Annotated in this window: 24 protein-coding genes; 10 read left to right on the top strand and 14 right to left on the bottom strand. The window is 68.2% G+C overall.

All coding sequences use genetic code 11. The features are described 5' to 3' along the window. Positions 1 to 55 precede the first annotated feature (55 nt). From D620_RS0112945 to D620_RS16450, 9 genes are read right to left on the bottom strand one after another with little or no spacing between them, the layout of a single operon-like run. Positions 56 to 1,036: an alpha/beta fold hydrolase gene (locus D620_RS0112945; RefSeq protein WP_033376862.1), complete on the bottom strand. Its 981-nt coding sequence runs from the start codon at positions 1,034 to 1,036 to the stop codon at positions 56 to 58. Beyond that, a complete protein-coding gene (locus tag D620_RS0112940) occupies positions 1,036 to 2,055 on the bottom strand; it encodes an SO2930 family diheme c-type cytochrome (RefSeq protein ID WP_017666243.1) in 1,020 nt (339 codons plus the stop codon). The genes D620_RS0112945 and D620_RS0112940 overlap by 1 nt, the downstream gene beginning before the upstream one ends. After that, positions 2,052 to 3,248 (bottom strand): parallel beta-helix domain-containing protein, encoded by a 1,197-nt coding sequence (locus tag D620_RS0112935; RefSeq protein WP_017666242.1) that lies wholly within the window; start codon positions 3,246 to 3,248, stop codon positions 2,052 to 2,054. Before D620_RS0112935 ends, D620_RS0112940 begins: the two co-directional genes overlap by 4 nt. Positions 3,249 to 3,303: 55 nt before the next feature. Next, on the bottom strand, positions 3,304 to 3,645 hold the full coding sequence (locus D620_RS0112930; RefSeq protein ID WP_017666241.1) for a hypothetical protein: 342 nt from the start codon (positions 3,643 to 3,645) through the stop codon (positions 3,304 to 3,306). Positions 3,646 to 3,664: 19 nt separating this feature from the next. Then, positions 3,665 to 5,116 carry an NAD(P)(+) transhydrogenase (Re/Si-specific) subunit beta gene (locus tag D620_RS0112925; protein ID WP_017666240.1) on the bottom strand — a complete coding sequence of 484 codons (1,452 nt, stop codon included), beginning with the start codon at positions 5,114 to 5,116 and terminating at the stop codon, positions 3,665 to 3,667. A 4-nt stretch (positions 5,117 to 5,120) separates the two neighbouring features. Beyond that, positions 5,121 to 5,402: an NAD(P) transhydrogenase subunit alpha gene (locus D620_RS0112920; RefSeq protein WP_017666239.1), complete on the bottom strand. Its 282-nt coding sequence runs from the start codon at positions 5,400 to 5,402 to the stop codon at positions 5,121 to 5,123. A 20-nt stretch (positions 5,403 to 5,422) separates the two neighbouring features. Continuing rightward, entirely contained in the window at positions 5,423 to 5,788 is a 366-nt protein-coding gene (locus tag D620_RS0112915; protein WP_017666238.1) for a PH domain-containing protein, read from the bottom strand. Between the two features lie 4 nt (positions 5,789 to 5,792). Next, positions 5,793 to 6,914: an NAD(P) transhydrogenase subunit alpha gene (locus tag D620_RS0112910; RefSeq protein ID WP_017666237.1), complete on the bottom strand. Its 1,122-nt coding sequence runs from the start codon at positions 6,912 to 6,914 to the stop codon at positions 5,793 to 5,795. Positions 6,915 to 6,925: 11 nt separating this feature from the next. Then, positions 6,926 to 7,048 carry an aa3-type cytochrome c oxidase subunit IV gene (locus D620_RS16450; protein WP_155800158.1) on the bottom strand — a complete coding sequence of 41 codons (123 nt, stop codon included), beginning with the start codon at positions 7,046 to 7,048 and terminating at the stop codon, positions 6,926 to 6,928. A 345-nt stretch (positions 7,049 to 7,393) separates the two neighbouring features. Here D620_RS16450 and D620_RS0112900 point away from each other — a divergent pair, with 345 nt between their 5' ends. After that, a complete protein-coding gene (locus D620_RS0112900) occupies positions 7,394 to 8,785 on the top strand; it encodes a sigma-54-dependent transcriptional regulator (protein WP_196795292.1) in 1,392 nt (463 codons plus the stop codon). A 43-nt stretch (positions 8,786 to 8,828) separates the two neighbouring features. Then, the gene (locus D620_RS0112895) at positions 8,829 to 9,590 is read left to right on the top strand and encodes an SDR family NAD(P)-dependent oxidoreductase (RefSeq protein WP_017666234.1); all 762 of its coding nucleotides are present in this window, start codon (positions 8,829 to 8,831) and stop codon (positions 9,588 to 9,590) included. A gap of 20 nt (positions 9,591 to 9,610) precedes the next feature. Here the strand turns inward: D620_RS0112895 and D620_RS0112890 are convergent, their stop codons facing one another. The 4 genes from D620_RS0112890 to D620_RS0112875 form a co-directional block, all read right to left on the bottom strand. Further along, complete coding sequence (locus D620_RS0112890) at positions 9,611 to 10,759, bottom strand: alkaline phosphatase D family protein (RefSeq protein ID WP_017666233.1); 1,149 nt, start codon at positions 10,757 to 10,759, stop codon at positions 9,611 to 9,613. Between the two features lie 254 nt (positions 10,760 to 11,013). Continuing rightward, complete coding sequence (gene folP, locus D620_RS0112885) at positions 11,014 to 12,126, bottom strand: dihydropteroate synthase (RefSeq protein ID WP_017666232.1); 1,113 nt, start codon at positions 12,124 to 12,126, stop codon at positions 11,014 to 11,016. A gap of 10 nt (positions 12,127 to 12,136) precedes the next feature. Then, the gene (locus D620_RS0112880; RefSeq protein ID WP_017666231.1) at positions 12,137 to 13,300 is read right to left on the bottom strand and encodes a DNA methyltransferase; all 1,164 of its coding nucleotides are present in this window, start codon (positions 13,298 to 13,300) and stop codon (positions 12,137 to 12,139) included. A gap of 195 nt (positions 13,301 to 13,495) precedes the next feature. Beyond that, on the bottom strand, positions 13,496 to 14,119 hold the full coding sequence (locus D620_RS0112875; protein WP_051020616.1) for a ribonuclease HII: 624 nt from the start codon (positions 14,117 to 14,119) through the stop codon (positions 13,496 to 13,498). Here D620_RS0112875 and D620_RS0112870 point away from each other — a divergent pair. The 6 genes from D620_RS0112870 to D620_RS0112845 all read left to right on the top strand — a co-directional run bounded on the left by D620_RS0112870 (position 14,118) and on the right by D620_RS0112845 (position 18,949). Further along, complete coding sequence (locus D620_RS0112870; protein WP_017666229.1) at positions 14,118 to 15,290, top strand: PQQ-dependent sugar dehydrogenase; 1,173 nt, start codon at positions 14,118 to 14,120, stop codon at positions 15,288 to 15,290. The two genes, D620_RS0112875 and D620_RS0112870, sit on opposite strands and share 2 nt — an antisense overlap. Further along, entirely contained in the window at positions 15,287 to 15,835 is a 549-nt protein-coding gene (locus D620_RS0112865; RefSeq protein WP_017666228.1) for a GNAT family N-acetyltransferase, read from the top strand. Before D620_RS0112870 ends, D620_RS0112865 begins: the two co-directional genes overlap by 4 nt. A gap of 57 nt (positions 15,836 to 15,892) precedes the next feature. Beyond that, a complete protein-coding gene (locus D620_RS0112860) occupies positions 15,893 to 16,447 on the top strand; it encodes a DUF1285 domain-containing protein (protein WP_017666227.1) in 555 nt (184 codons plus the stop codon). Further along, on the top strand, positions 16,444 to 17,052 hold the full coding sequence (locus D620_RS0112855) for a CoA pyrophosphatase (protein WP_017666226.1): 609 nt from the start codon (positions 16,444 to 16,446) through the stop codon (positions 17,050 to 17,052). The genes D620_RS0112860 and D620_RS0112855 overlap by 4 nt, the downstream gene beginning before the upstream one ends. After that, positions 17,042 to 18,226 carry a CCA tRNA nucleotidyltransferase gene (locus tag D620_RS0112850; protein ID WP_017666225.1) on the top strand — a complete coding sequence of 395 codons (1,185 nt, stop codon included), beginning with the start codon at positions 17,042 to 17,044 and terminating at the stop codon, positions 18,224 to 18,226. Before D620_RS0112855 ends, D620_RS0112850 begins: the two co-directional genes overlap by 11 nt. Positions 18,227 to 18,415: 189 nt before the next feature. Beyond that, positions 18,416 to 18,949, top strand: a complete 534-nt coding sequence (locus D620_RS0112845) for a hypothetical protein (RefSeq protein ID WP_017666224.1) — start codon at positions 18,416 to 18,418, stop codon at positions 18,947 to 18,949. 45 nt (positions 18,950 to 18,994) lie between these two features. On the opposite strand, the gene parC is transcribed toward D620_RS0112845, so the two are convergent. Continuing rightward, positions 18,995 to 21,304, bottom strand: a complete 2,310-nt coding sequence (parC, locus tag D620_RS0112840) for a DNA topoisomerase IV subunit A (protein ID WP_017666223.1) — start codon at positions 21,302 to 21,304, stop codon at positions 18,995 to 18,997. Positions 21,305 to 21,502: 198 nt separating this feature from the next. Here parC and D620_RS15870 point away from each other — a divergent pair, with 198 nt between their 5' ends. Both D620_RS15870 and D620_RS15865 read left to right on the top strand, forming a co-directional pair. Then, positions 21,503 to 21,748: a hypothetical protein gene (locus D620_RS15870; protein WP_017666222.1), complete on the top strand. Its 246-nt coding sequence runs from the start codon at positions 21,503 to 21,505 to the stop codon at positions 21,746 to 21,748. A gap of 18 nt (positions 21,749 to 21,766) precedes the next feature. Next, positions 21,767 to 22,423: a DUF4349 domain-containing protein gene (locus tag D620_RS15865; RefSeq protein WP_081596604.1), complete on the top strand. Its 657-nt coding sequence runs from the start codon at positions 21,767 to 21,769 to the stop codon at positions 22,421 to 22,423. Positions 22,424 to 22,467 lie beyond the last annotated feature (44 nt).

The following is a 22,467-nucleotide window of genomic DNA, read 5'->3' as shown; positions in this document are numbered from 1 at the left end:
AGGTTTTGAGGGCAAGTCCCGCGCGCGTCCAGAGGTCACATGACAGGTCTGCAACTCAGGGTTGTTTTGCAGGCGGGGCGTGCTGCGCGAGCCACGCTTCGAGATCGGCAAGGGTGGCCGCAGGCGCTTCCTCATGCGGCAGGTGGCCGATTTTCGGGTAGATGCGCAAGGTGTTGGCGGGGAGGGTTCTGGCCAGCCATTGCCCCGCCTCGACCGGAATGATCCGGTCATCCTCGCCCCACAGGATCAGGGTCGGCGTGGCGACCCGGGCGATGTCCGCTTCTTTCAGCGGATCATAGGGCTGGCTGAAGCGCGCCATCGTCGCCGCGCGGTTGCCGGGGTAGCGCAGCAGCTCCCAGTAGCGGTCGACCGCCGCCGGGCTCGCCACCGATTTGACCGAGACCGATTGTTCGAGGCTCTGCTGGATCAGGGACCGCGGCGTGATCTGTTCGGCGATGAGGTTGACCCCGGGCATTCGGGCGATGGTGAAGCCGATATTGCCGCTATCCTGCTTCTCCTTGCGGGCGAGCTTGAGCATCGGCCCGCCGCTGCCATCGACCAGCACCAGGCCGGTCAGCCGCTCGGGGTGGGCGATGGCATAGGCCAGCGCGTGCTTTCCGCCCATCGAATTGCCGCCGAGGATGAAGGTCCCGAGGCCCCGCCTGTCCGCCACCTCGCCGATATCGGCGACGAAATTGGCGGTGGAGTAATCCTCCTTGGGGTCGGGGCCGGTGAGACCGTGGCCGACCTGATCGAAGCGGATCACGCGGTAACGGGTCTTGAGTGCGGTGGTCCACGGCTCCCAGGTATGAAGGTCGGCGTTGGAGCCGTGGAGGAGGATGATCGCGGGGGCATCTTTCGGCCCCTCGTCGCGCAGGTGGACTTTCACCCCGTCGCCGATTGCGACGAATTGCGAAGGCGGCGCGCCGTATTTGGCGCGCATTTGCGCGGGGTCCGTGTCCGGGGTGCGGAACACGAGGAAGGCGATCACGAGGACGCCAAGCAGCGCCAGGAGCCCGCGCCATAGCCATTTCATCACTTGGGCATCTCCGTAATCCAACGCCGCACCACGGCAACGCCGTCCTTGTCGATGCTCGCCTTGCCGAGTTCGGGCATGGCGATGCCGGGAACGGCGCTCCCCATGCGGTAGAGCAGGATCGATTCGTCCGGATGGCCGGCGACGATCGAAAACTCATTCTCCCCCGCCCCGCGCCCCGCCGCGACCGGACGCTTGCCGATGCCGAAGGCATGGGGATCGCGCTGCTCCCACCGCAGGTCGAGCCCCGAATTCGACGCGCCGCCGCCAGGCTGGTGGCAATGGGCGCAATTCACATCGAGATAGGCGCGGGCGAGCGGCTCTGCGGCGTCCTTGGGCTTGCGCCTCGCCCATACCGGCAGCGCGCCCGCGCCCTCGGGCACGCGGTCGAGCTTGCCCGCTTTCAGCATCTGCCCAAGCCACGCGGCCGAAAGGTTGCGCGCCTTGGGGCCGATGGGGATCACCTTGTTGCTGCTCGAATGGCAGGTCTTGCACTGGTTCTTGTTGGGGATGGCGTAGGAAATCGCCTCGCCCGCCGGCGTGACCAGGTCGATCCGCCCGCCTGCCAGCGCGAGGGTCGCCTCGGTCTGCTCGGCATTCCAGCGATAGGGCAGCGCGACCCAGCCGCTGGCGCGGTGCAGGAGCACGCGGGTCTCGATCAGGCGGCGGTCCTTGCCGGTGCCGAAAGCGAAGGTCTTGAGGATCGCGGCGCCGACCGGGAAATGCAGCAGGCCGTCCCCGTTGGCGGCAAGCTGCGTGCCGCCGGGAAGGTAGATGAAACGCAGCTTTTCGGCCCCGTCCGACCACAGCGGGGTGTTGAGCGCATAAGGGTAGACGAAATCCTGCGGGATCTGCCGCGCGCCGTCCTTGAAGAAGCCGAAATCCGAAAGCCTGGCCGGGAAGGCCTCGCCCCGGATCGCGGTATCGTTCACCAGGCTCGCCGCCGGCACGCTCGCTTGCGCAAGCGCGGCGCCCAGAGTCGTGCAGGCAAGGGCCAGCAGGCCGAGACTTCGCTTCACTTGAGCCGCGCCTCCAGCTGTGCAGGCGCGCCGACTTTCGGGAACTCCCAGGATTCGAGCGGGGTCAGCGACAACGGCCCGGGCTGCGCCTCGGCGATTGACTGGCCGGGCTTCGACAGGTTCAGCGTCCATCCGGTGACCCCTTCGGCGATCCTGAGGCCGGTGCTGTCATCCTCCTTGATCCCGTCCCACAGCACCGGCGGCAAAGCCCCGCCAAAGGCTTCGAGCAGCGCTTCCTTGCCATCAAGCTGCGGATCGTCCCCGCCGCGCCCGAACTGGTTGGGACCGATGATCACGTTGCGGGCGTGGGGATTGTAGCGCGGATCATCGAACGCCTGGAGATAGGCGATCACCATGACATGCGCGGTCGGATTGTTGTCGAAGGCGTTGTCCTCGATCAGCACGCCGTCATTGGCCATCACCAGCACCCCTGTCCCGCGCCGCACGCTGGCAACGATATTGCCCGGGGGTGCGAAATTGGGGATGGTGTTGTCGCCCACCAGATTGCCGCGGACAATCACATTGCCCCCGCCCATCACCGGCAGGCCCGGAAGATCGAAGACCAGGATGCCGCCGGTGTTGAGGCTGGCGATATTGCCGGTCACAAGCGCGTTGCGGCTGTTCTCGATCTCGATCCCGGCGACGTTGAAGCTGACGAAATTCTCGCTCACCGTGATATCGCGGCTCTGGCCGACATAGATCCCGGCGTCCGAAGCGCCCGAGACCTTGGAGTTGGTGATCAGCACGCCGGTGCTCTCGACCGGATAGATGCCATAGGCCCCGTTCGATGCCTTGGGCTCGCCCATCCATTCGACGCGGATGCCGCTGTAGACGATCATGTCCGCGCCCTTGGACTTGATGCCATCGCCCTTGGGGTTCTCGACCGCGAAATCGCGCAAGGTGACGTTGTCGGAGGTCACCAGCAGGCCCTCGCCCGCGCCTTCCTGATTGGTGAAATCGAGGATCGTCTTGTCCTCGCCCTGTCCGCGCAAGGTCACCCCGTCGACATCGAGGCTAAGCCCGTCGGTGAGCGCAAAGCGCCCCTCGCCCAGTTCGATCACATCGCCCGGCCGGGCAAGGATCAGCGCCTCCTGCAAGGCGGCCGCGCCCTTGGCCGGATCGATATGGTGCGTTTCGGCGGCGAGCGGCGCGGCGGTGCAAAGCAGTGCGGCGGCAAGTGCCAGTCGGTTCATTTTGTTCTCCCTCCGCCGGCCACTGTGGCGCAAGCGGGGGCGGGAATGCAAGCGGCTAGCCGAGCCCGACCGCGCACAGCCCGGCCGAGGTGGTGAGCACCGCCACCGCCTCGCCATCATCGACCCGGCGCAGGCGCTTGACGAGTTCGCCGAGGCCGTAGCCGTCCTCGGGCTCGCCATCCTGCGTGGCCATGCCCTGACGCAGCTTCCACAACTGGCCGATGGTGAGCCGGTCGACCATGCGTTCCGCCATGCACTCGGCGCGCTGGTCGCCAATGCCGGATTCCACCAGCGCGCCCTTGACCTGCCAGCGGATCAGCGGGTCGGCGAGGCCGGTATAGACCGCCCCGCCCGCCAGCAGAATGACCAGCAAGACGCCGATGATCAGTTTGCGCATAGCTTTGCCTGCCCGAGCCTCAGTCCAGCGACTTGACGATTTCCTCGACCATCTTCTTCGCGTCGGCCAGCAGCATGACGGTCTGGTTCATGTAGAACACGTCGTTGTCGACCCCGGCATAGCCGACCCCGCCCATCGAGCGCTTGATGAAGAACACCTGCTTGGCCTTGTCGACATCGAACACCGGCATCCCGTAGATGGGCGAGGACTTGTCGGTCTTGGCGGCCGGGTTCACCACGTCGTTGGCGCCGATGATGAAGGCGACGTCGCACTGGGCGAACTCGGAGTTGATGTCTTCGAGTTCGAACACTTCATCGTAAGGCACCGAAGCCTCGGCCAGCAGCACGTTCATGTGCCCGGGCATGCGGCCGGCAACGGGGTGGATGGCATATTTCACCTCCACGCCCTTTTCCTTGAGCTTGTCCCCCATTTCGCGCAGCGCGTGCTGGGCCTGGGCAACCGCCATGCCGTAGCCGGGGATGATGATGACCTTCTCGGCCTGTTCGAGCATGTAGGCCGCATCTTCCGCCGAGCCCTGCTTGTAGGGACGCTGCTCGCGCGCGCCGCCCGCGCCGCCCGACGAAGCGTCGGCACCGAAGCCGCCCGCGATCACGGAGATGAAGCTGCGGTTCATCGCGCGGCACATGATGTAGCTGAGGATCGCCCCCGAAGAGCCGACCAGCGCGCCGGTGATGATCATCGCAGTGTTGCCGAGCGTGAAGCCCATCGCCGCCGCGGCCCAGCCCGAATAGGAATTGAGCATCGAGACCACGACCGGCATGTCCGCCCCGCCGATCGGGATGATCAAAAGGAAGCCGATGGCAAAGGCGAGCACGGTGACCGCGATCACCATCCAGCCCTCGCCCGCGCCGCCGACCGGCGAGACGGTGTAGAGCCCGATCAGCACCAGAATGGCCGCCAGCGTGCCGAGGTTGATGACATGCCGTCCCGGCAGCATGATCGGCGAACCGCTCATCCGGCCCGACAGCTTGAGGAAGGCGATGACGCTCCCCGAAAAGGTGATCGCCCCGATGGCGATGCCAAGCCCCAGTTCGATGCGGCTCACCGCCATGATCTGCCCGGCAGCGTCGGTGATCCCGAAGGCGGCCGGGTTGAGCCATGCGGCAAGGCCCACCACCACGGCCGCCAAGCCGACGAGGCTGTGGAAGCCCGCCACCAGTTCGGGCATCGCGGTCATGGCGATGCGCCGCGCGATGGTCACGCCAAGGATCGCGCCGATCGCGATGGCGATGCCGATCTCGACGAGGTTGGTGCCGTGCATGACCAGCGTCGTGCCCACGGCCAGTGCCATGCCGATCATGCCGTTGCGGTTGCCGGTGCGGCTCGTCGCCGGGCTCGACAGGCCGCGCAGTGCAAGGATGAAGAACACGCCCGCGACCAGATAGGCGAGCATCGCCCAGGCCGGAGTGCCGCCGCCATGGGCGCTTGCGGAAAGGAGGGAGAACGTCATGGCTCTACTTCTCCTTCTTCTTGTACATCGCGAGCATGCGCTCGGTCACGGCAAAGCCACCGAAAATGTTGATGCTCGCCATCACCACGCCGGCCAGCGCGAGATATTTCGCCACCGGGCTCTCCGCCTCGGCCGCAGCGATCAGCGCGCCGACGATGATCACCGAGGAGATCGCATTGGTCACCGCCATCAGCGGAGTGTGCAGCGCCGGGGTCACCGACCAGACAACGTAATAGCCCACGAAGCAGGCCAGCACGAAGATGCTGAGAATTGAGATGAAGTCCATGATTGCCCCTATTTGCCTGCTTATTTCCCGGGCGCGAGATATTCTGTCAGCAGCGTCACCAGCCCCGGCACGTCGGCCCCGCGGCTGAGATTCAAGGCGATGGGTTCGCTGCCCGAGACGGTGATGGTGAGTTCGGTGTCGAGATCGAAATGGCCTGCGCTTTCGAGCGCAAAGGTGGTGATCGCGCGGTAGGGGATCGAGAGGTAGCGTCGCTTCGATCCGGTCAGGCCCTGGATGTCGGTGATCATGATCCGCCGGTCGGTGAAGATGATCGAATCCCGCACCATCCTGAAGGCGAAGCGCACCTGCTCCCCCTTGCCCAGCGCATAGCCGAGGTCATCGGCGGCATCGGCGGCGTCCCAGACGGTGGCGTTGAGGAGGCCCATGGGGCTAGCCGAGCAGCCGTTCGTTAACGACCTTGCCGCCCTGCGTCAGGCGGATGGCGCCCCCGATTTCCTCGTCGAGCACGGGCTTGCCGGTCTCCTTGTCCCAGAAGGCGCTGAGGAAGTTGTAGTGGTTGCGCGCGAACAGCGCCGAGGCGTCGGCGGGGAGCGTTGCGGGGGTGTTCGAATAGCCGATGATCGTGACGCCGTGGCGGGTCACGACCTCGTCGGCGACCGAGCCCTCGACATTCCCGCCCTGCGCCACGGCAAGATCATAGATCACGCTGCCCGGCTTCATCGACGCGATCTGCGCGTCGGTGATAAGGCGCGGCGCGGCGCGGCCCGGGATCAGCGCGGTGGTGATGACGATGTCCTGCTTGGCGATGTGGCCCGAGACGAGTTCGGCCTGGGCCTTCTGGTATTCCTCGCTCATCTCGGTCGCATAGCCGCCCGAGCCTTCGCCTTCGATTCCCGCGACGTTCTCGACGAAGATCGCCTTGGCGCCCAGCGACTGGATCTGCTCCTTGGTGGCAGAGCGCACGTCGGTCGCCGAAACCTGCGCGCCCAGACGCCGCGCGGTGGCGATCGCCTGAAGGCCGGCAACACCCACGCCCATGATGAAAGCGCGCGCGGCCTGCACCGTGCCGGCGGCGGTCATCATCATCGGGAAAGCGCGGCCATAGGCGTCCGCCGCAGCCAGCACCGCCTTGTAACCGGCAAGGTTCGACTGCGAGGACAAGACGTCCATGCTCTGCGCCCGGGTGATCCGCGGCATGAATTCCATGCTCAAAGCCTCGAAGCCCGCCGCAGCATAGGCTTCGACCACATCACGCTTGGTAAAGGGGTCGAACAGGGCCGCCACCCATGCCCCGGGCTTCGCGCCCGCCAGAAGCGCGACATCGGGCGCCTGGATGCCGAGCACGATGTCGGCATCCTTCACCGTCGCCGCCGCATCGCCCACCTCGGCGCCGGCTTCGGCAAAGGCGGCATCGGGACACGAGGCAACGACGCCCGCCCCCGCTTCCACCGCAACCGTGCAGCCCAGCGCAGCGAACTTCTTGGCCGTTTCCGGCGTGGCGGCAACGCGCGTCTCGCCCGAGGCGCGCTCTGTCAGGATGGCGATTTTCACGTCAGGCGCGCTTAGCTGGCGATCGCGGTGACGACAGCGAAGGCGATCACCGCGATCACCGGAACGGCCCATTTCAGCGTGGCCATGAAGCCCGAGTAGGTCGCTTCGGCCTTTTCCATGTCGTGAACACTCATGATGTCTCTTCCCCTTGGGCTCCTCAATGCTCGGGCGAGCGAATGGTTGCCGGATGGTTGCGAAAAAAGCGGGCTGGGTTGCCCTTGCCGCTCCCGTATCGAAGCAGGGCGGCTATCTCAAGTCACCTTTAGTGAGAGGCACGCCGCTCTCCCCCGCCGCCCGCGCCGCGACCAACCTGTCCCGCAGCGGCACAGTCTTAATCGGGTTTTTACCCATCGTGGCTATCCCTGCCCGATGATGTCGGAGCCGGGCCTTCCTGCCCGGCCCAATCAGGGAGCAGAACGGCACACGCGATGGCAGAGATGGATTGCCTTCCCCAGGCGCAGGACGATGCGCGGATTGTGATGCTCATCGATGACGAGCCCGCGCAGGGCCGCCTCATCACCGCGATCGCCGCGCGCGATGGCTGGCGCACGATCGTCGCCCAGGATGCCGAGACCGCGATCGCGATGCTCGGCACGCGCGAGGGAATGCAGCTCAGCGCGATCCTGCTCGACCAGTGGGTCCCTGGCGATGATGCCTGCGCGCTGATCGCCGAGCTGAAATCCCGCCGCCCCGCGCTCCCGATCCTGATGCTCACCACCAGCGCCTCGCCGCTGCTCGCGGTCGAGGCGATGCGTGCGGGCGCTTCGGACTACCTCGTCAAGCCCGTCTCCCCCGACCGCCTGATGGAGGCGCTGCGCAGCGTCACCACCCGCGATGTCCCGCGCGACGAACTCGCCCCGCTGACCGAGAAGATGTCCGCGACGCTCGATTTCGACGCGATGATCGGCACCGCGCCCTCGTTCCGCGCCGCGCTCGCCCAGGCCGCCAAGGCCGCGCGCGGGCATGGCCATGTCCTGATCGAGGGCGAAAGCGGCACCGGCAAGGAAATGCTGATGCGCGCGATGCACGGCGCATCCCCTCGCGCCAAGGATCCGCTGCGGATCATCAACCTTGCCAGCGTCCCCCCCGGCTCGATCGATTCGGTGCTGTTCGGCCACGAGCCCGGCAGCTTCCCCGGCGCCTTCGACCGCCAGATCGGTGCCTTCCAGCATTGCGACGGCGGCACCCTGATCCTCGACGAGATCGACCGCCTCACCCCCGCCCTCCAGCAGCGCCTCGCCGAGGCGCTCGAGAGCGGCATCATCCGCCCGGTCGGCGCCAGCTACGGCTTCCGCATCGACGTGCGGCTGCTCGTCACCAGCAATGTCGGGCTCGACCGGATGGTCGAGGCCGGACAGTTCGACGCCGGCCTCGCCGCCCGCCTCGGTGCGACCCGCATCGTCCTGCCCCCCTTGCGCGAGCGCACCGGCGATATCCCCGCCCTCGCCCGCCACTTCCTCGCCCGCATCGGCGAACAGCCGGGCCTCAACCACCTCTCGGTGTCCGACAGCGCACTGGCCCTGCTTGCCGCCTATCACTGGCCGGGCAATGTCCGTCAGCTGCAATCGGTGCTGTTCCGCGCGGCAGTCTATTGCGAGGGCAACTCGCTCACCGCCGACAGCTTCCCGCAGCTCTCCGAAATGCTCGGCGAGCAGAGCGGCGCGGCCGGCAACACCCACGAGGGCGTGGGCATCATGCTCTACACCCCCGACGGCAACCTGCGCCCCTTGGAAGAGATCGAGGCCGACGTGATCCGCCTTGCCATCGGCCACTACCGCGGGCGGATGACCGAGGTCGCCCGCAGGCTCGGGATCGGGCGCTCGACGCTCTACCGCAAGCTCTCCGACCTCGGGATCGACAACGCTGCGTAACGGGCGGCTTGATCCCCGGCCCGTGCCAGCCTAGCGGCGCGGCATGACACAGCTTCACGACTTCACCGGGCGCACCGCGCTCGTCACCGGCGCGGCTTCGGGGATCGGCGCGGCCTGCGCGAAGGCGCTGGCGGCACGCGGGGCCTCCCGCCTGTTCCTCGTCGATGTCGATGCCGCCGGGATCGACGCGCTCGACCTCGGGGCCTGCGAGGTCCACCGCATCGTGGGCAGCGTCGCCGACGAGGCCTTGTGGCAGGCGCTCGAACCGCGGCTTGCCGGGCTCGACCATGCCATCGTCAACGCCGGGATCGGCGCCGGCGGCTTGCTTGCCGGCCTCACCCTTGCCGAGTGGCGCCGCGTCATGGCGGTCAACCTCGACGGCGCCTTCCTGACCCTCGCGACCAGCTTGCGCGCGATGGCGGGCAAGAGCGGGAGCGTGGTGATCGTCTCTTCGACCACCGGCCTCAAACCCGTTCCCGGCATCGGCCCCTACGGCGTCTCCAAGGCCGCCGTCGCCCACATGGCGCGCATCGCCGCTGCCGAGAACGCGCGCGCCGGCATCCGCGTCAACGCCATCGCGCCGGGCGGCGTCGACACCGCGATCTGGGAGAGCGGGGAGGACTTCAAGGCCTCCCTCGCCGCCATCGGCCGCGAGGCGACCATCGCCAGGATGGCGAAGACCACCCCCTCGGGCCGCTTTGCCAGCGCCGAGGAAATGGCCGGCAGCATCCTCTACCTCCTGTCCGATGCCGCCGCCAACATCACCGGCCACGTCATGGTACCGGACGGCGGCTTCACGCTCTAACCGGCTGGCGCGAGGGCAGTTCACCACCCGAAGGTCTGGCTCGCCAGCGCCGCGCCGGTGTTGCCCTTGAGAGTGACGGTCAGCGCCCGCGCCTTCCAGTCGATATCGACAAGGCCGTAATTCTCGACCGGATGGATCGGCCCGACCCGCGCCGGATCGACCTCGCGCGCGCTCGCCCTTTCGGTGGTGTCGCCGAAGGTGAGGTTCAACGACGAACTGGTCAGCTCCCGGATCGTCTCGCCGCCATGCTCGATCTGGTAAATCCCGCCCGCGTGGCGATCGCCCGACAGCAGCACCAACCCGCTCGGCTCGCGGCGCCCCAGCAGATCGAGCAGCCGGGTGCGCTCGGCGGGGAAATTGGTCCAGCCCTCGAACTGGTGCGCGGTGGTCAGGACCTGTGTCGAGGACACCACGATCCGCACATCGGCAGGCTTGGCCAGCTCGGCCGCCAGCCACGCCCATTGCGCATCGCCCAGCACGGTCTTGTCCGCGCCCGCATCGGGCAGATAGCTGCCGAGCGGCTGGCGGTCCCGGGTCCACGGCCCGCGCTTCAGGTCCGAACGGAAGAACCGCGTGTCGAGCAGGATCACCTGCACGCGCTTGCCTTCGGGGCCGGTGATGGTGCTCTGATAGACCCCGGGCCGCGCCTTCACCGCCTCGGACGATCCCCAGAAGGTTTCGAACAGGGTTTCGGACCAGCGGCGGAAGGGGAAGCTGGCGCCGGCATCGTTGAAGCCGAAATCATGGTCGTCCCACACCGCCTGCATCGGCACCTTGGCCCGGAATTCCGCGAATTCGGGGTGCGAGGCCTGGCGGGCATAGGCGGCGCGCAAGGACGCGAGCCCGGCATCGCCATCCCACCCGGCATCGCCATAGACATTGTCGCCGATCATCAGGAACAGCTGCGGATTGGCCGCGGCGACCTGCGCCCACATATGCTGCGAGGCGCTCTGGTGGTTGCAGCTGCCCACCGCGATGCGGGTCAGCGTCGTCGCGGGCGCCAGCGCCGGATTGGGTGCGGCGACCGGCATGTCGAGTTTGGCGCGCAGCGCTTCGTAATAGGGCGCGAGCAGCTGGTCGGGGGTGACCTCGACAGCCTGCGGCGTCTGGCCCCACGCGGGCATGGCACATGCCAGCAGGGCGGCGGCGGTGAACAGGGCGGAACGCATCGAAAAAGCTCCTACATTCGGATCGCGGCGGGCGGTGGCACGGGCAAGGAAGGGCTCACCCGAAGTTCACGAAGTTCACATTGCAAATTGTGCAATCCTACAGCTATTTGCTTTTTGTTTCAGTTTGTTGCAGGCCAAAACCGAAGTTCACACATTATTTCGCGTTGGCGGGCTCGGGGCAGGCGCCCGATGCCGTGCGCACCCGTTTCCGCCATAGTCGCCAATGCCAGTGTAGGAAAGCCGCGCCCCTGCCGTTACAGCGGCGGCAGGGTGCTGTAGTCGGTCAATCCTGCGTCCCTGAGCCCGCGCCACACGTTCCTTGCCTGCACCGTTTCGGCAACATCGTGGACGCGCAGCAGGTGGACGCCGGCCTCCATCCCCTTGATCGCCAGCGCGATCGACCCGGCGAGGCGCTGGCCCGCCGGCTCCTCGCGGCTGAGCGCGCCGATCATCCGCTTGCGGCTCGCCCCCAGCAAGAGCGGGCTGCCGAGCGCATGGAACAGCGGCAGGGCGTTGATGAGCGCAAGGTTCTCCGCGAGGCTCTTGCCAAAGCCGATGCCGGGGTCGAGGATGATGCGGTCCTCGGCAATCCCCGCCGCGATCGCCTGCGCGCGGGCGTGGTGGAGGAAATCGAACACCTCGCTGACCACGTCGGCATAGCCCGGGCCCTTGTGCAGATCCTCGCCCGCGCCCGGGGCGTGCATCAGCACCACCGGGCAGCCTGCGGCGGCGACAACTTCCTTCGAGCGCGGGTCATAGCGCAGCGCCGAGACATCGTTGGCCAGGTGCGCGCCGGCCGCCAGCCCCGCGGCGAGCACGCCGGCGCGCCGGGTGTCGAGGCTGATCGCGGCGCCCATCGCAGCGCAATAGGCGATGGCGGGCACGACGCGGCCGATTTCCTCGTCCTCGAAGGTCGCAGCAGCGCCCGGCCGGGTGCTTTCCCCGCCGATGTCGATGATCGCCGCGCCCGCCTCGATCATCGCGGCGGCATGGGCACGGCCAGCCTCGGGCGCATCGTGCCGGCCGCCGTCCGAAAAGCTGTCGGGCGTGACGTTGAGGATCCCCATCACCTGCGGCTGGTCGAGCCTTACCGTGCGCGGACCCAGCTGCAAGGGCGGGTGCGCCTTGGCAAGGTTGGCCCACTGCGCCCCGGCTTCCGCCGCCAGAGCCCCGGACAGGCGCGCAATCGCCGCTTCGGTCTCGGCCGGTGTGCCGGTGATCCGCTCCTCCACCGCGCGCCCATCGCGCAGCACCAGCGCGAATTCGCGGGCATAGGCCATGCTGCCCCCGAGCCGCACCGCCGCGCCCTCGAATGCCTGCGGCCCGGCGACGAGCGTCAGGGGGTGGATGTAGACGGAATCGGCCATGGCCGCCGGATCAATCCTCGGCGGCGAGCAGGTAGAGCTGGCGTGCGGCGTCGATCGGCTGGACTTCTGCGCCCTGTTCATAGTGCCAGAAGGCCCAGCCGTTGCACGACGGCGCGCCCTGAAGGTCCTTGCCGAGCCCGTGGATCGAGCCGGTCCTGCCGCCGCATTCGAGGCTGCCGTCCGCGCGCACGGTCGCAATGAAGCGGCGCTTCCTGTCGAACACCTGGCTGCCGGGCGGGATCAGCCCGGCCTCGACTACCGCGCCAAACGCGACCTTGGGCGCGGCGCGGGGGGACTGCATCGTGGTGAGCGCGCTTTCATCCAAGGGCAGTTCGCGGTCGATGCGCTTAGTGGCGACTTCGCGATACAAATCCTCGCGCTCGCAGCCGATCCATTCGCGCCCCAGCCGCTTGGCGACCGCGCCGGTGGTGCCGGTGCCGAAGAAGGGATCGAGCACCACGTCGCCCTTCTCGGTCGTCGCCAGAAGCACGCGGTAGAGCAGCGCCTCGGGCTTCTGGGTGGGGTGGGCTTTCTTGCCGTTTTCCTTCAGCCGCTCAGCCCCCGAACAGATCGGCAGCACCCAGTCGGAGCGCATTTGCAGCTCGTCATTCAAGGTCTTCATCGCGCGGTAATTGAAATGGTAGCGCGCCTTTTCGCCCATGCTCGCCCAGATCAGGGTCTCGTGCGCGTTGGTGAAGCGGGTGCCCTTGAAATTGGGCATCGGGTTGGTCTTGCGCCAGACGATGTCGTTCAGGATCCAGAAGCCCAGATCCTGGAGGATCGAGCCGACGCGGAAGATGTTGTGGTAGCTGCCGATCACCCACAAGGCGCCATCGGGCTTCAACACGCGGCGCGCCTCGGCCAGCCATTCGCGGGTGAACCTGTCGTAGGCGGCCATGCTGTCGAACTGGTCCCAGTGATCGGTCACCGCGTCGACATGGCTGCCATCGGGGCGGCTGAGATCGCCGCCGAGCTGGAGATTGTAGGGCGGATCGGCAAAGACCAGATCGACGCTGGCGGTGGGCAGCGAACGCATCGCGGCGATGCAGTCACCGGGCAGGATGCGCCCCAGCGGCAGATCGAGCGCACGCGCGGTTTCAAGCGTCTTTCCAACGCTTTTCGCACGCGACTTCACCTTTTCTATCACGCCTGCCACGGGGCCCTCGCCTGTCATGTGTGGGAACTTATCCACAGGCATGAGTCTTTGAAGAGTCCGCGTCAAGCCTCTAAATTTGCCTGAGGATTGTGACGCGGCTGGGCGGATGCGCGGAACGAAACGAGTCCGGCACAAGATGTAGAGTCCCGCGCGCGGTTGGGGACTCCGGATGTGGGGGTGTGGCGGGGAGGACTCACCCCTGCGCGAAGGCGACTAGATCAGCGACAATTGCGCGACCGGCGCAAAGCTGCGGCGGTGAAGCGGGCTCGGGCCGTGGCGGCGCAGCGCTTCCATGTGCTCGGCCGTGCCATAGCCCTTGTTGCGCTCCCAGCCGTAATGCGGGTGCGCGGCGGCCGCTTCCAGCATCATCCGGTCGCGCCACTGCTTGGCGATGATCGAGGCGGCGGAGATGGCGGGCTCGATCCCGTCCCCGCCGACGATCGCGCGCGCCGGCCAGCACCATTCGCCGCAGCGGCCATGGGGGGTCATGTTGCCGTCGATCAGCACCTCGTGCGCCTCGCGCCCGAGCGCCGCGGTCAGCGCCCCGACCGCGCGGGTCATTGCCAGCATGGTCGCCATGAAGATGTTGAGCCGGTCGATCTCTTGCGGATCCACCACCGCCACCGCCCAGCCGCAGCCCGCACGGATCGCTTCGTCGAGCGCTGCGCGGCGGGCGGACGAAAGCCGCTTGGAATCGTCGAGCCCTGCCGGTATCGCCCCGCCCAGAACCACCGCCGCAGCCACCACCGGCCCGGCGAGCGGCCCGCGCCCTGCCTCGTCGACGCCGATCACCAGCGGCTGGCGCGAGGCGATCAAATCCGGAGTGACCCCTAGCATGATCCGTTCTGCCCGTTTGCTCGCCGCTCTTTCGACGCCCGCGCTGATGCTGGCAAGCTGTGCCAATGCGCAAACCGGGGAAAGCGATGCCGCTCCGGCCGCAGCCGCGTTCGAGACCACCGATGTCGCCGGTTTCGAGGAACCCTGGGCGATCGCCTTCGCGCCGGGCACGGCCACGCTGTTCGTCACCGAAAAGGCCGGCTCGGTGAAGCTGATCGACACCAAGACCGGCGAGACCGCGACCGTCGCGGGCGCACCAACCGTCGCTTACGGCGGCCAGGGCGGGCTTGGCGACATCGCCTTCCTGCCTGCCGAGGCTGCCAGCACCCTCACCGCCCGCACGATCTATCTGAGCTGGGCCGAGGCGGGCGAGAACGACACCCGCGGCGCTGTGGTGGGCAAGGGCAAGCTGGTGTGTTCGGCCCCCACCACCTGCGCGATCGAAGGCCTGAGCGTGATCTGGCGCCAGACCCCCAAGGTCACGGGCCGCGGCCACTATTCGCACCGCCTCGCCTTCTCGCCCGACGGCAAGTATCTCTACGTCGCCAGCGGCGAGCGGCAGAAGATGCAGCCTGCACAGGACACCGCCGCAACGCTCGGCAAGATCGTGCGCCTCAACCTCGACGGCACCCCGGCGGCGGGCAATCCCATGGCGGACACCTCCAAGCCAGGGGGGGGCGGCGTCACCGCGGAAATCTGGTCGCTGGGCCATCGCAACATCCTCGGGATGGCGTGGGATGCACAAGGGCGCCTTTGGGAAGTCGAGCACGGCCCGGCGGGCGGCGATGAATTGAACCTTGTCGCTGCGGGCGCCAATTACGGCTGGCCGATCCGCTCGAACGGGGAGCACTACAACGGCGATCCGATCCCCGATCACGCAGCGGACGATGGCTTTGCCCAGCCCGCATTGAGCTGGAACCCGGTGATCGCGCCGGGCGGGATGATCATCTACACCGGCGACCAGTTCCCCGCATGGAAGGGCCATGCGCTGATCGCCGGCCTTGCCACGCAGGCGATCGTCGATGTCGCGATCGAGGGCGAGAAGGCCCGCGAGGTCGCCCGCCACGAATTCGATTCGCGCCTGCGCGCCATCGCGCAAGGGCCCGACGGGGCGATCTGGGTGGCGCAGGACGGCAAGGGCGCGCGGCTGCTGAAGCTCACCGCGAAATGAGCGCAAGCCCCCGCGCCGCCGCCGGCGCTGCGACGATCATTCCGCTCGAAGCGGTCGAACCCGCCATGATCGAGGCCGTGCTCGACCGCGCCTTCGGGACCGATCGCCACGCGCGCACCGCCTACCGGATCCGCGTAGGCATGGCGTGGCTCCCGGGCCTGAGCCTCGCCGCATTGGACGAGGACGACCTCTTGGTGGCGACGATCCAGTGCTGGCCGGTGGGCTTGCAGACCAAGCAGGGGCAGGTGCCGCTGGTGATGGTCGGCCCCGTCGCCGTCGTGCCCGAACGGCAGGGCGAAGGCTTTGGCGTCGGCCTGATGAGCGCGATGCTGGCCGAGGATGCGCGGCTTGCGGCTTCGGGTGGTCGTGCCCTGCCTCAATTCCTGATCGGCGATGCGCCCTATTACGGGCGCTGGGGCTTTTCCGCCGCGATGACCGGCGGCTGGCGCTGCCCCGGCCCCTACGCACAGGACCGCCTGCTCGCCCGCGGCCACGGGCTTGCCGCGATGCCTGCCGAGGGGATGCTCGGGCCGTGGGAAGGCTAGGTATGGGAAGGTAACCCCTTCACCTTCCCCGCCCCATCTGCCATCCCTTGCACGCCCATGCCCTATGATCCGCCCCCGCACCTTGCCGGCCTGACCTTGGCCGAGATCGCCGCACTGGTCGAAGCCCGCCAGCTTCCCCCCGTGGAAAGCTGGTCGCCCGCCAGGATCGGCGAGAGCCACATGGTGATCGCCGCCGATGGCACCTGGTTCCACGAAGGCGGCGTGATCCGGCGCGAGGCAATGGTGCGCGCCTTTGCGAGCCTCCTCACCCGCGACGATGCCGGGCACCACTGGCTGGTCACCCCGGTCGAAAAGCTCGCCATCGAGGTCGAGGATGCCGCCTTCATCGCCACCGATTGCGTGCGCAAGGGCGATGCGCTGGCCTTTCGCACCAACACCGACGAACTGGTGATCGCCGGCCCCGGCCAGCCCTTGCGCGCGGCAGGGACGGCCGAGGAGCCCGCGCTCTATCTCCACGTGCGGCGCGGGTGCGAGGCGCGCCTCAACCGTTCGACCTGGGCACAGCTCGCCGAGATCGCGCTGGCCGAGGGAGCCGAAGCGAACGGCTGGCAGGTCTCCAGCCGGGGCGAAGCCTTCCGGCTGCTGCCATGAGCCTTTACGCCCCCCTCGCCCGCGCCTTTGCCCAAGGCCATGCGCGCGACATCCCCGACCTTCTGAGCGACGCGCACTTCGCCAAGGATGGCCGCGCGACGCCGGCCGCAGTGCTGATCGCGATCACCGATGTGCCCCGCGATCCGCAGGTGATCCTCACCCAGCGGCCCCGCGCGATGCGCGATCACCCCGGGCAGGTCGCCTTTCCCGGCGGCAAGATCGATCCGGGCGAGGACCCCGTCACCGCCGCCCTGCGCGAGGCCGAGGAGGAACTGGCCCTCCCCCGCGAGGCCGTGCGGGTGATCGGCACCAGCGATGTCTACCACACCGGCACCGGCTTTCTGGTGACGCCGGTGGTGGGCGTGGTGCCCCCCGGCCTGCCGCTCGTCCCCAACCCGCAAGAGGTCGAGGCGTGGTTCGAAGCCCCGCTCGCTCTGCTGCTCGATCCGGCCAGCTGGACCACCAACGAGACCTTCTGGCGCGGGGCGAACCGGCGCTATCTCGAACTCGACTGGCAGGGTTTCCGCATCTGGGGGGTGACCGCGGCGATCATCGCCAACCTGTCGCGCCGTGTTTCGCTGGAGGCCTTGCGCGATGCTGCGTGATTTGTCGCAAGCCGATTGGACGCGGCGCGAGGGCCTCGTCTTGCTCACCGCTGCGCTCGGCTCCGAGAACATTCGCTGGGTCGGCGGAGCGGTGCGCGACGGGTTGCTGGGCGTGGCGGTGGCCGATGTCGACTGCGCGTGCCGGCTCATGCCCGCCGAGGTGATCGCGGCCTGCGGGCGCGCAGGCATCCGCACCGTGCCGACCGGGATCGACCACGGCACCGTCACCGCGATTCTCAAGGATGGGCCGGTCGAGGTCACCACCCTGAGGCGCGATGTCGCAACCGACGGCCGGCGCGCGACCATCGCCTTCGCGCAGGACTGGGCCGAGGATGCCGCGCGCCGCGATTTCACCATCAACGCGCTCTATGCCCATCCCGAAACGCTGGAGATCGCCGACTGGTTCGGCGGTCTTGAAGACCTTGCCGCCCGGCGGGTGCGCTTCATCGGCGAGGCGCGCCAGCGGATCGCCGAGGATCATCTCAGGATCCTGCGCTACTACCGCTTCCAGACCCGCTTCGGCGCCGAACTCGATCCCGAGGCCGAGGACGCCTGCGCCGGGCTTGCCCACACCCTCAAGGGCCTCAGCCGCGAACGCATCGCCGCCGAGCTGCTGGCGCTGCTCGCCCTGCCCGATCCGCACCCCACCATCGCCCGGATGCGCGCGCGCGGCGTGCTGCCGGTGATCCTGCCCGAGGCCTGTCCGCCGCAGGTCGCCGCGCTTGCCCGGCTGGTCACGGCCGAGGCAGAGCAGGGCATCGCCCCCGATCCGGTGCGGCGCCTTGCCGCGCTGCTCCCGCCGCTGCCGGACATCGCCGAGACCGTCGCCGCGCGCCTGCGGCTGTCCAAGGCGCAGCGCGCAAGGCTGGTCGCCGCCGCCGAACGCACCGCGCAGGACGCCGCCGACCCGCGCGCGCTCGCCTACCGCCTGACGCCGCCGGTCGCGACCGACCGGCTGCTGCTGGGCGGCGGCGATGCGGGGGCGATCGCGGGGTGGAGCGTGCCGGTCTTCCCCCTCAAGGGCGGTGCCATCGTCGCGCGCGGAGTGACGGCGGGGCCTCATGTGGCGCGAATCCTCCAGACCGTCGAGGCGCGCTGGGTGGCCGAGGGCTTCCCCGATGCCGCGCGCATCGACGCGCTGCTCGCCGAAGCGCTCGCGCAGGCCGGCCCCTGACCGCCACGGCCCGCCGAAAACGGGCCGGAAAGCGCGATGAAGCCGCTTTGCCAAGCCCCGGGATGAACAGCCGCGTTCAGCTTGCGGCGCCTAGCCTTGGGTCCTGCGGGTGCCCTTGCCCCGCAATCCAGGGCCGGTCCTGCCATCCCCCGGCAGCCCCACCCTCCGGCCGAGAGGATAGGGAGTAGTATGATGAAAACCCACAAGCTGGCGCTTCTCGCGGGCGCCCTTGCCCTCGCCCCGGCGAGCGCTTTCGCCCAGGACGTCGGCGCGACGATCTATGGCAGTGACGGCAATGCCGTCGGCACGGTCGCCGAAGTCACCGGCGAAGTGGTCGTGATCGACACCGGCAAGCACAAGGCCCCCGTGCCCCTCGCCATGATCGGCGATGGCGACAAGGGCAAGAGCATCGCTGCCACCAGAGACCAGGTCGACACGATGATGGACGAGCGTATCGCCGAGGCCGATGCCAAGCGCGATGCGGCGCTGGTCGAAGGCGCAGCCGTGGTCTCGATCGGCGGGGCCCCTGCCGGCAAGCTCGGCGCGGTCGATCTGGCCGCAGACAGCATCACCTTCGAAGCCGAGGGTGGCAGCAGCTTCCCGCTCAAGAAGGAACACTTCGCGGTGAACCCGCAAGGCCAGCTGATGGTGCTGTTCAGCAAGGACCAGATCGCCGCTGCGGCCGCGAGCGCCGGGACGAACGCCCCTACCGGCGGCCAGTAAGCCATCGGAGCGGCCGGGCGGATCGCTCCGCCCGGCCGCCCCCCTTCAGGTAAAGCGGCCCGACTTGGGGAAGCCCTGCGGCGGCATCCGCCCGGCGGCGCCGCGCGCGACCTTCCACATGCGGATTTCGGTCTCGGTGCGGGTGCGCTCGCCCGATCCGCCCATCTGCCAGCTGAGGCCATCGGCGAGCACGAAGGTGGTCGCGTCCGCCATGCCCCCGTCACGGTAGCGTTGCAGCTGCACGCCCTGCCCGCGCGCCATGACGGGCAGTTCCTCGAGGTTGAAGACCACCAGCTTGCGATTGTCGCCGACCACCGCGACGTGATCGTGCCCTTCGCCGATCGGGCGGATCACGGCGAGCTTCGCGCCGTCCTTGAGGTTGACCACCTGCCGGCCCTTGCGGGTTTCGGCGAGCAGTTCGTTCAATTCGGCGACGAAGCCCTTGCCGTGGCTTGAGGCGAGCAGCAGGCGGCCGCCCGGCTTGTGGATCATCAGCGCGCAGACATTGGCCTCGCTCTCGAGGTCGATCATGGTGCGCACCGGCTCGCCGAAGCCGCGCGCGCCGGGGAGCTTGTCGCAGCCCAGCGTATAGAACCGCCCATCGGAGGCGGCGAGCAGCAGCTTGTCGGTGGTCTGCGCGTGGAGGATGAAAGCAAGGCCGTCACCCTCCTTGTATTTGAACTCCTGGTCGAGCGGCACATGGCCCGCCGCCGCGCGGATCCAGCCCTTTTGCGACAGGATCACCGTCACCGGGGCCTTCTCGATCATCGCGTCCATCGAAAATTCGACCGTCGCTGCGGCTTGCGCGATCAGCGTGCGGCGCCTGCCCAGCGGCGTGTCCTCGGCGTATGACTTCCTGAGATTGCGCAGGTCGCGCTTCAAGCGGGTGCGCTGCTTGGCAGGGCTTTCAAGCAGGGCGTTGAGCTCGGCCTCCTCGGCGAGCAGGTCGTCCTGCTCTTTCCTCAGTTGCATCTCCTCGAGCTTGCGCAAGGACCGCAGCCGCATGTTGAGGATCGCCTCGGCCTGCCGGTCGGTGAGGTCGAATTCGGCCATCATCACCGGCTTGGGCTCGTCCTCGTTACGGATGATTTCGATCACCCGGTCGAGGTTCAGGAAGGCGATGATGTAGCCGCGCACCAGCTCCAGCCGGTCGGCGATCTTCTCGAGCCGGTGCTTCGCGCGGCGCTGGAGGATGTCGATCTGGGCGAAGGTCCAGCTTTCCAGCAGCTCCTTCAGCCCCATCACCATCGGTGTGCGCCCGAAGCCGGGGCGCGCATCGAGGACGTTGAGGTTGAGGCTGAAGCGGGTCTCCAGGTCGGTCAGCTTGAACAGGCTTTCCTTCAACAGCTCCGCATCGACATTGCGGCTCTTGGGGACAAGCACGATGCGGATCGCCGCGTCGCTTTCGTCGCGCACATCCTCGAGGATGGGGAGCTTGCGGTCGGCGATCAGCTGCGCAATCTGTTCGATCAGCTTGGACTTGGGGACCTGGTAGGGGATTTCCGAGATGACCAGCTGCCACTGCCCCCCGCCGAGCCGTTCGATTCCCGCCGCGATATCGGCCTCGTCCTTCGCCTCGGGCGCGTGGAAGCGGCCGCGCAGGCGGAAGGCGCCGCGCCCGGTGCGATAGGCCTCGGCGATCACGGCGGGGCTATCGACCACCTGGCCGCCGGTGGCGAAATCGGGGCCGTGGAACAGCGCCATCAGCTCCTCGTGGGTGACCGAGGGGTTGTCGATCAGCGCAAGGGTCGCATCGATGATTTCCGCGACATTGTGGCTGGGAATGCTGGTCGCCATCCCCACCGCGATCCCGCTCGCCCCGTTGGCCAGCAGGTTGGGGAACAGGCCGGGGAAGATCTCGGGCTCGATCTCCTCGCCGTTGTAGGTGGGGAGGAAATCGACCGTGCCTTCATCAAGGCCCGCCATCAGTTCCAGCGCCGTGCGGGTCAGGCGCGCTTCGGTGTAGCGGTAGGCGGCGGCGTTATCGCCATCGACGTTGCCGAAGTTCCCCTGCCCCTCGACCAGCGGATAGCGCAGGCTGAAATCCTGCGCGAGGCGGACCATCGCGTCATAGACCGAGGCGTCGCCATGCGGGTGATACTTGCCGATCACGTCGCCGACCACGCGCGCCGACTTCTTGAAGGCATCGCTCGGATTGAGCTTGAGCTGGCGCATCGCCCACAAGAGGCGGCGGTGGACCGGCTTCAGCCCGTCGCGAAGGTCCGGCAGCGAGCGCGCGGTGATCGTCGAGAGCGCATAGACCAGATAGCGCTCGGACAGAGCGGCATCGAAGGGCGCATCGACGATCGCGTCGAAGCCGTCGTCAGGCGTGTCGGTGGGAGGGGGCGCGGCCATGGCCCCCCATAACAACCCGCGTCGCAGCGAGGGAGAGGGGTTTCCACAGGGTTGCAAATTTCGTTGCCGCCGCAAACGGGGCTGGAATGTGGCGAAATTGCGGTTGGACTATGGCGAAATTAAGGCATGATTGCGGCGAAACTGGGGCAGAGGGCCGAGTCGGCGCTCTTGCCTCCAGCTTCACCGAGGAGAGAACCCATGCGTAAGACCCTGATTTGCGCCGTTTCCGTCACCGCCCTCACTCTTGCCGCCTGCAGCAAGCCGGCGATCGACGATGGCACCGCCGGCGAGGAGGCCATGGCGGTGGCCGAACAGGCCGCCACCGGCGAACCCGCCCCGCCCGCCCCGCAGCAAGCCGCCAAAGCGGCCGGCAAGGCGCTGCCCGAACTCGAAAAGATCCCCACCAGCCTCCCCCGGCTCGCCTATGAATTTGACTACCGCTAGAAGCTCGATGCGGCCGAAATCGGCAGCCTCCAGCGCCGCCACGCGTCCCTGTGCGAACAGCAGGGCCCGGCCTCCTGCCAGATCATCGGCATGACCAAGACCGGCGCCGAGGAGGACGAGGTCGAAGGCGTGCTCGAAATGGCGGTCGCCACCCGGCAGGCGCGCGCCTTCGGCGCCTTGCTGGAAGACGCGGCGCTGGATGCAGGCGCCCGGCAGGTCTCGGCCGAAATCGCCTCGGAAGAGCTTTCCAAGCAGATCGTCGACACCGAGGCCCGGGTGCGCGCCCGCGCCGAACTGCGCGACCGGCTGACGCAAGTGCTGCGCAGCCGCAAGGGCAAGGTCGCCGAACTGGTCGAGGCCGAACGCAGCCTTGCCGCAGTCAACGAGGAGATCGACCAGGCAAAGAGCTGGCTGAGGGAAATGGGCGGCCGCGTCGCCTATGCCCGCGTCACCGTGCATTATGAGACCGGCGGGGCTGCGGGGAGCAACTTCCTGCGGCCGGTCAGGGGCGCGCTCGGATCGCCGGGCGCGATCTTCGGCGTGATCGCCGCGCTGCTGATCCTTGCCGGCGCGGTGGCGCTGCCGCTGGGCGCAGGCTGGTGGGTGCAGGGCGCGGTGCGCCGCCGGCTCGCCCCCGCCGCCCGGCCCGCGCCCGAGGCGCCGGAGGCCTCGTGACCCTCGGCCCGCCGCGCAGGCCCCGCGCTCCGCCGTGCCGGGCG

It is taken from the genome of Porphyrobacter sp. AAP82 (genome assembly GCF_000331285.1).
GTDB lineage: Bacteria > Pseudomonadota > Alphaproteobacteria > Sphingomonadales > Sphingomonadaceae > Erythrobacter.
This window is presented reverse-complemented; position numbering and strand designations above follow the sequence as displayed.

What these genes read in the sequence shown, in the direction of transcription:
- D620_RS0112895 (WP_017666234.1), top strand. Translation starts at nt 8,829, where the DNA reads ATGACACAGCTTCACGACTTCACCGGGCGCACCGCGCTCGTCACCGGC.
- D620_RS0112855 (WP_017666226.1), top strand. Translation starts at nt 16,444, where the DNA reads ATGAGCCTTTACGCCCCCCTCGCCCGCGCCTTTGCCCAAGGCCATGCG.
- D620_RS0112875 (WP_051020616.1), bottom strand. Translation starts at nt 14,119, where the DNA reads ATGCTAGGGGTCACTCCGGATTTGATCGCCTCGCGCCAGCCGCTGGTG.
- D620_RS0112890 (WP_017666233.1), bottom strand. Translation starts at nt 10,759, where the DNA reads ATGCGTTCCGCCCTGTTCACCGCCGCCGCCCTGCTGGCATGTGCCATG.
- D620_RS0112915 (WP_017666238.1), bottom strand. Translation starts at nt 5,788, where the DNA reads ATGGGCCTCCTCAACGCCACCGTCTGGGACGCCGCCGATGCCGCCGAT.
- parC (WP_017666223.1), bottom strand. Translation starts at nt 21,304, where the DNA reads ATGGCCGCGCCCCCTCCCACCGACACGCCTGACGACGGCTTCGACGCG.
- D620_RS15870 (WP_017666222.1), top strand. Translation starts at nt 21,503, where the DNA reads ATGCGTAAGACCCTGATTTGCGCCGTTTCCGTCACCGCCCTCACTCTT.
- D620_RS0112865 (WP_017666228.1), top strand. Translation starts at nt 15,287, where the DNA reads ATGAGCGCAAGCCCCCGCGCCGCCGCCGGCGCTGCGACGATCATTCCG.
- D620_RS0112945 (WP_033376862.1), bottom strand. Translation starts at nt 1,036, where the DNA reads ATGAAATGGCTATGGCGCGGGCTCCTGGCGCTGCTTGGCGTCCTCGTG.
- D620_RS0112920 (WP_017666239.1), bottom strand. Translation starts at nt 5,402, where the DNA reads ATGGACTTCATCTCAATTCTCAGCATCTTCGTGCTGGCCTGCTTCGTG.
- folP (WP_017666232.1), bottom strand. Translation starts at nt 12,126, where the DNA reads ATGGCCGATTCCGTCTACATCCACCCCCTGACGCTCGTCGCCGGGCCG.
- D620_RS0112880 (WP_017666231.1), bottom strand. Translation starts at nt 13,300, where the DNA reads ATGACAGGCGAGGGCCCCGTGGCAGGCGTGATAGAAAAGGTGAAGTCG.
- D620_RS0112845 (WP_017666224.1), top strand. Translation starts at nt 18,416, where the DNA reads ATGATGAAAACCCACAAGCTGGCGCTTCTCGCGGGCGCCCTTGCCCTC.
- D620_RS0112860 (WP_017666227.1), top strand. Translation starts at nt 15,893, where the DNA reads ATGCCCTATGATCCGCCCCCGCACCTTGCCGGCCTGACCTTGGCCGAG.
- D620_RS0112935 (WP_017666242.1), bottom strand. Translation starts at nt 3,248, where the DNA reads ATGAACCGACTGGCACTTGCCGCCGCACTGCTTTGCACCGCCGCGCCG.
- D620_RS0112850 (WP_017666225.1), top strand. Translation starts at nt 17,042, where the DNA reads ATGCTGCGTGATTTGTCGCAAGCCGATTGGACGCGGCGCGAGGGCCTC.
- D620_RS0112930 (WP_017666241.1), bottom strand. Translation starts at nt 3,645, where the DNA reads ATGCGCAAACTGATCATCGGCGTCTTGCTGGTCATTCTGCTGGCGGGC.
- D620_RS0112900 (WP_196795292.1), top strand. Translation starts at nt 7,394, where the DNA reads ATGCTCATCGATGACGAGCCCGCGCAGGGCCGCCTCATCACCGCGATC.
- D620_RS0112925 (WP_017666240.1), bottom strand. Translation starts at nt 5,116, where the DNA reads ATGACGTTCTCCCTCCTTTCCGCAAGCGCCCATGGCGGCGGCACTCCG.
- D620_RS0112870 (WP_017666229.1), top strand. Translation starts at nt 14,118, where the DNA reads ATGATCCGTTCTGCCCGTTTGCTCGCCGCTCTTTCGACGCCCGCGCTG.
- D620_RS16450 (WP_155800158.1), bottom strand. Translation starts at nt 7,048, where the DNA reads ATGAGTGTTCACGACATGGAAAAGGCCGAAGCGACCTACTCGGGCTTC.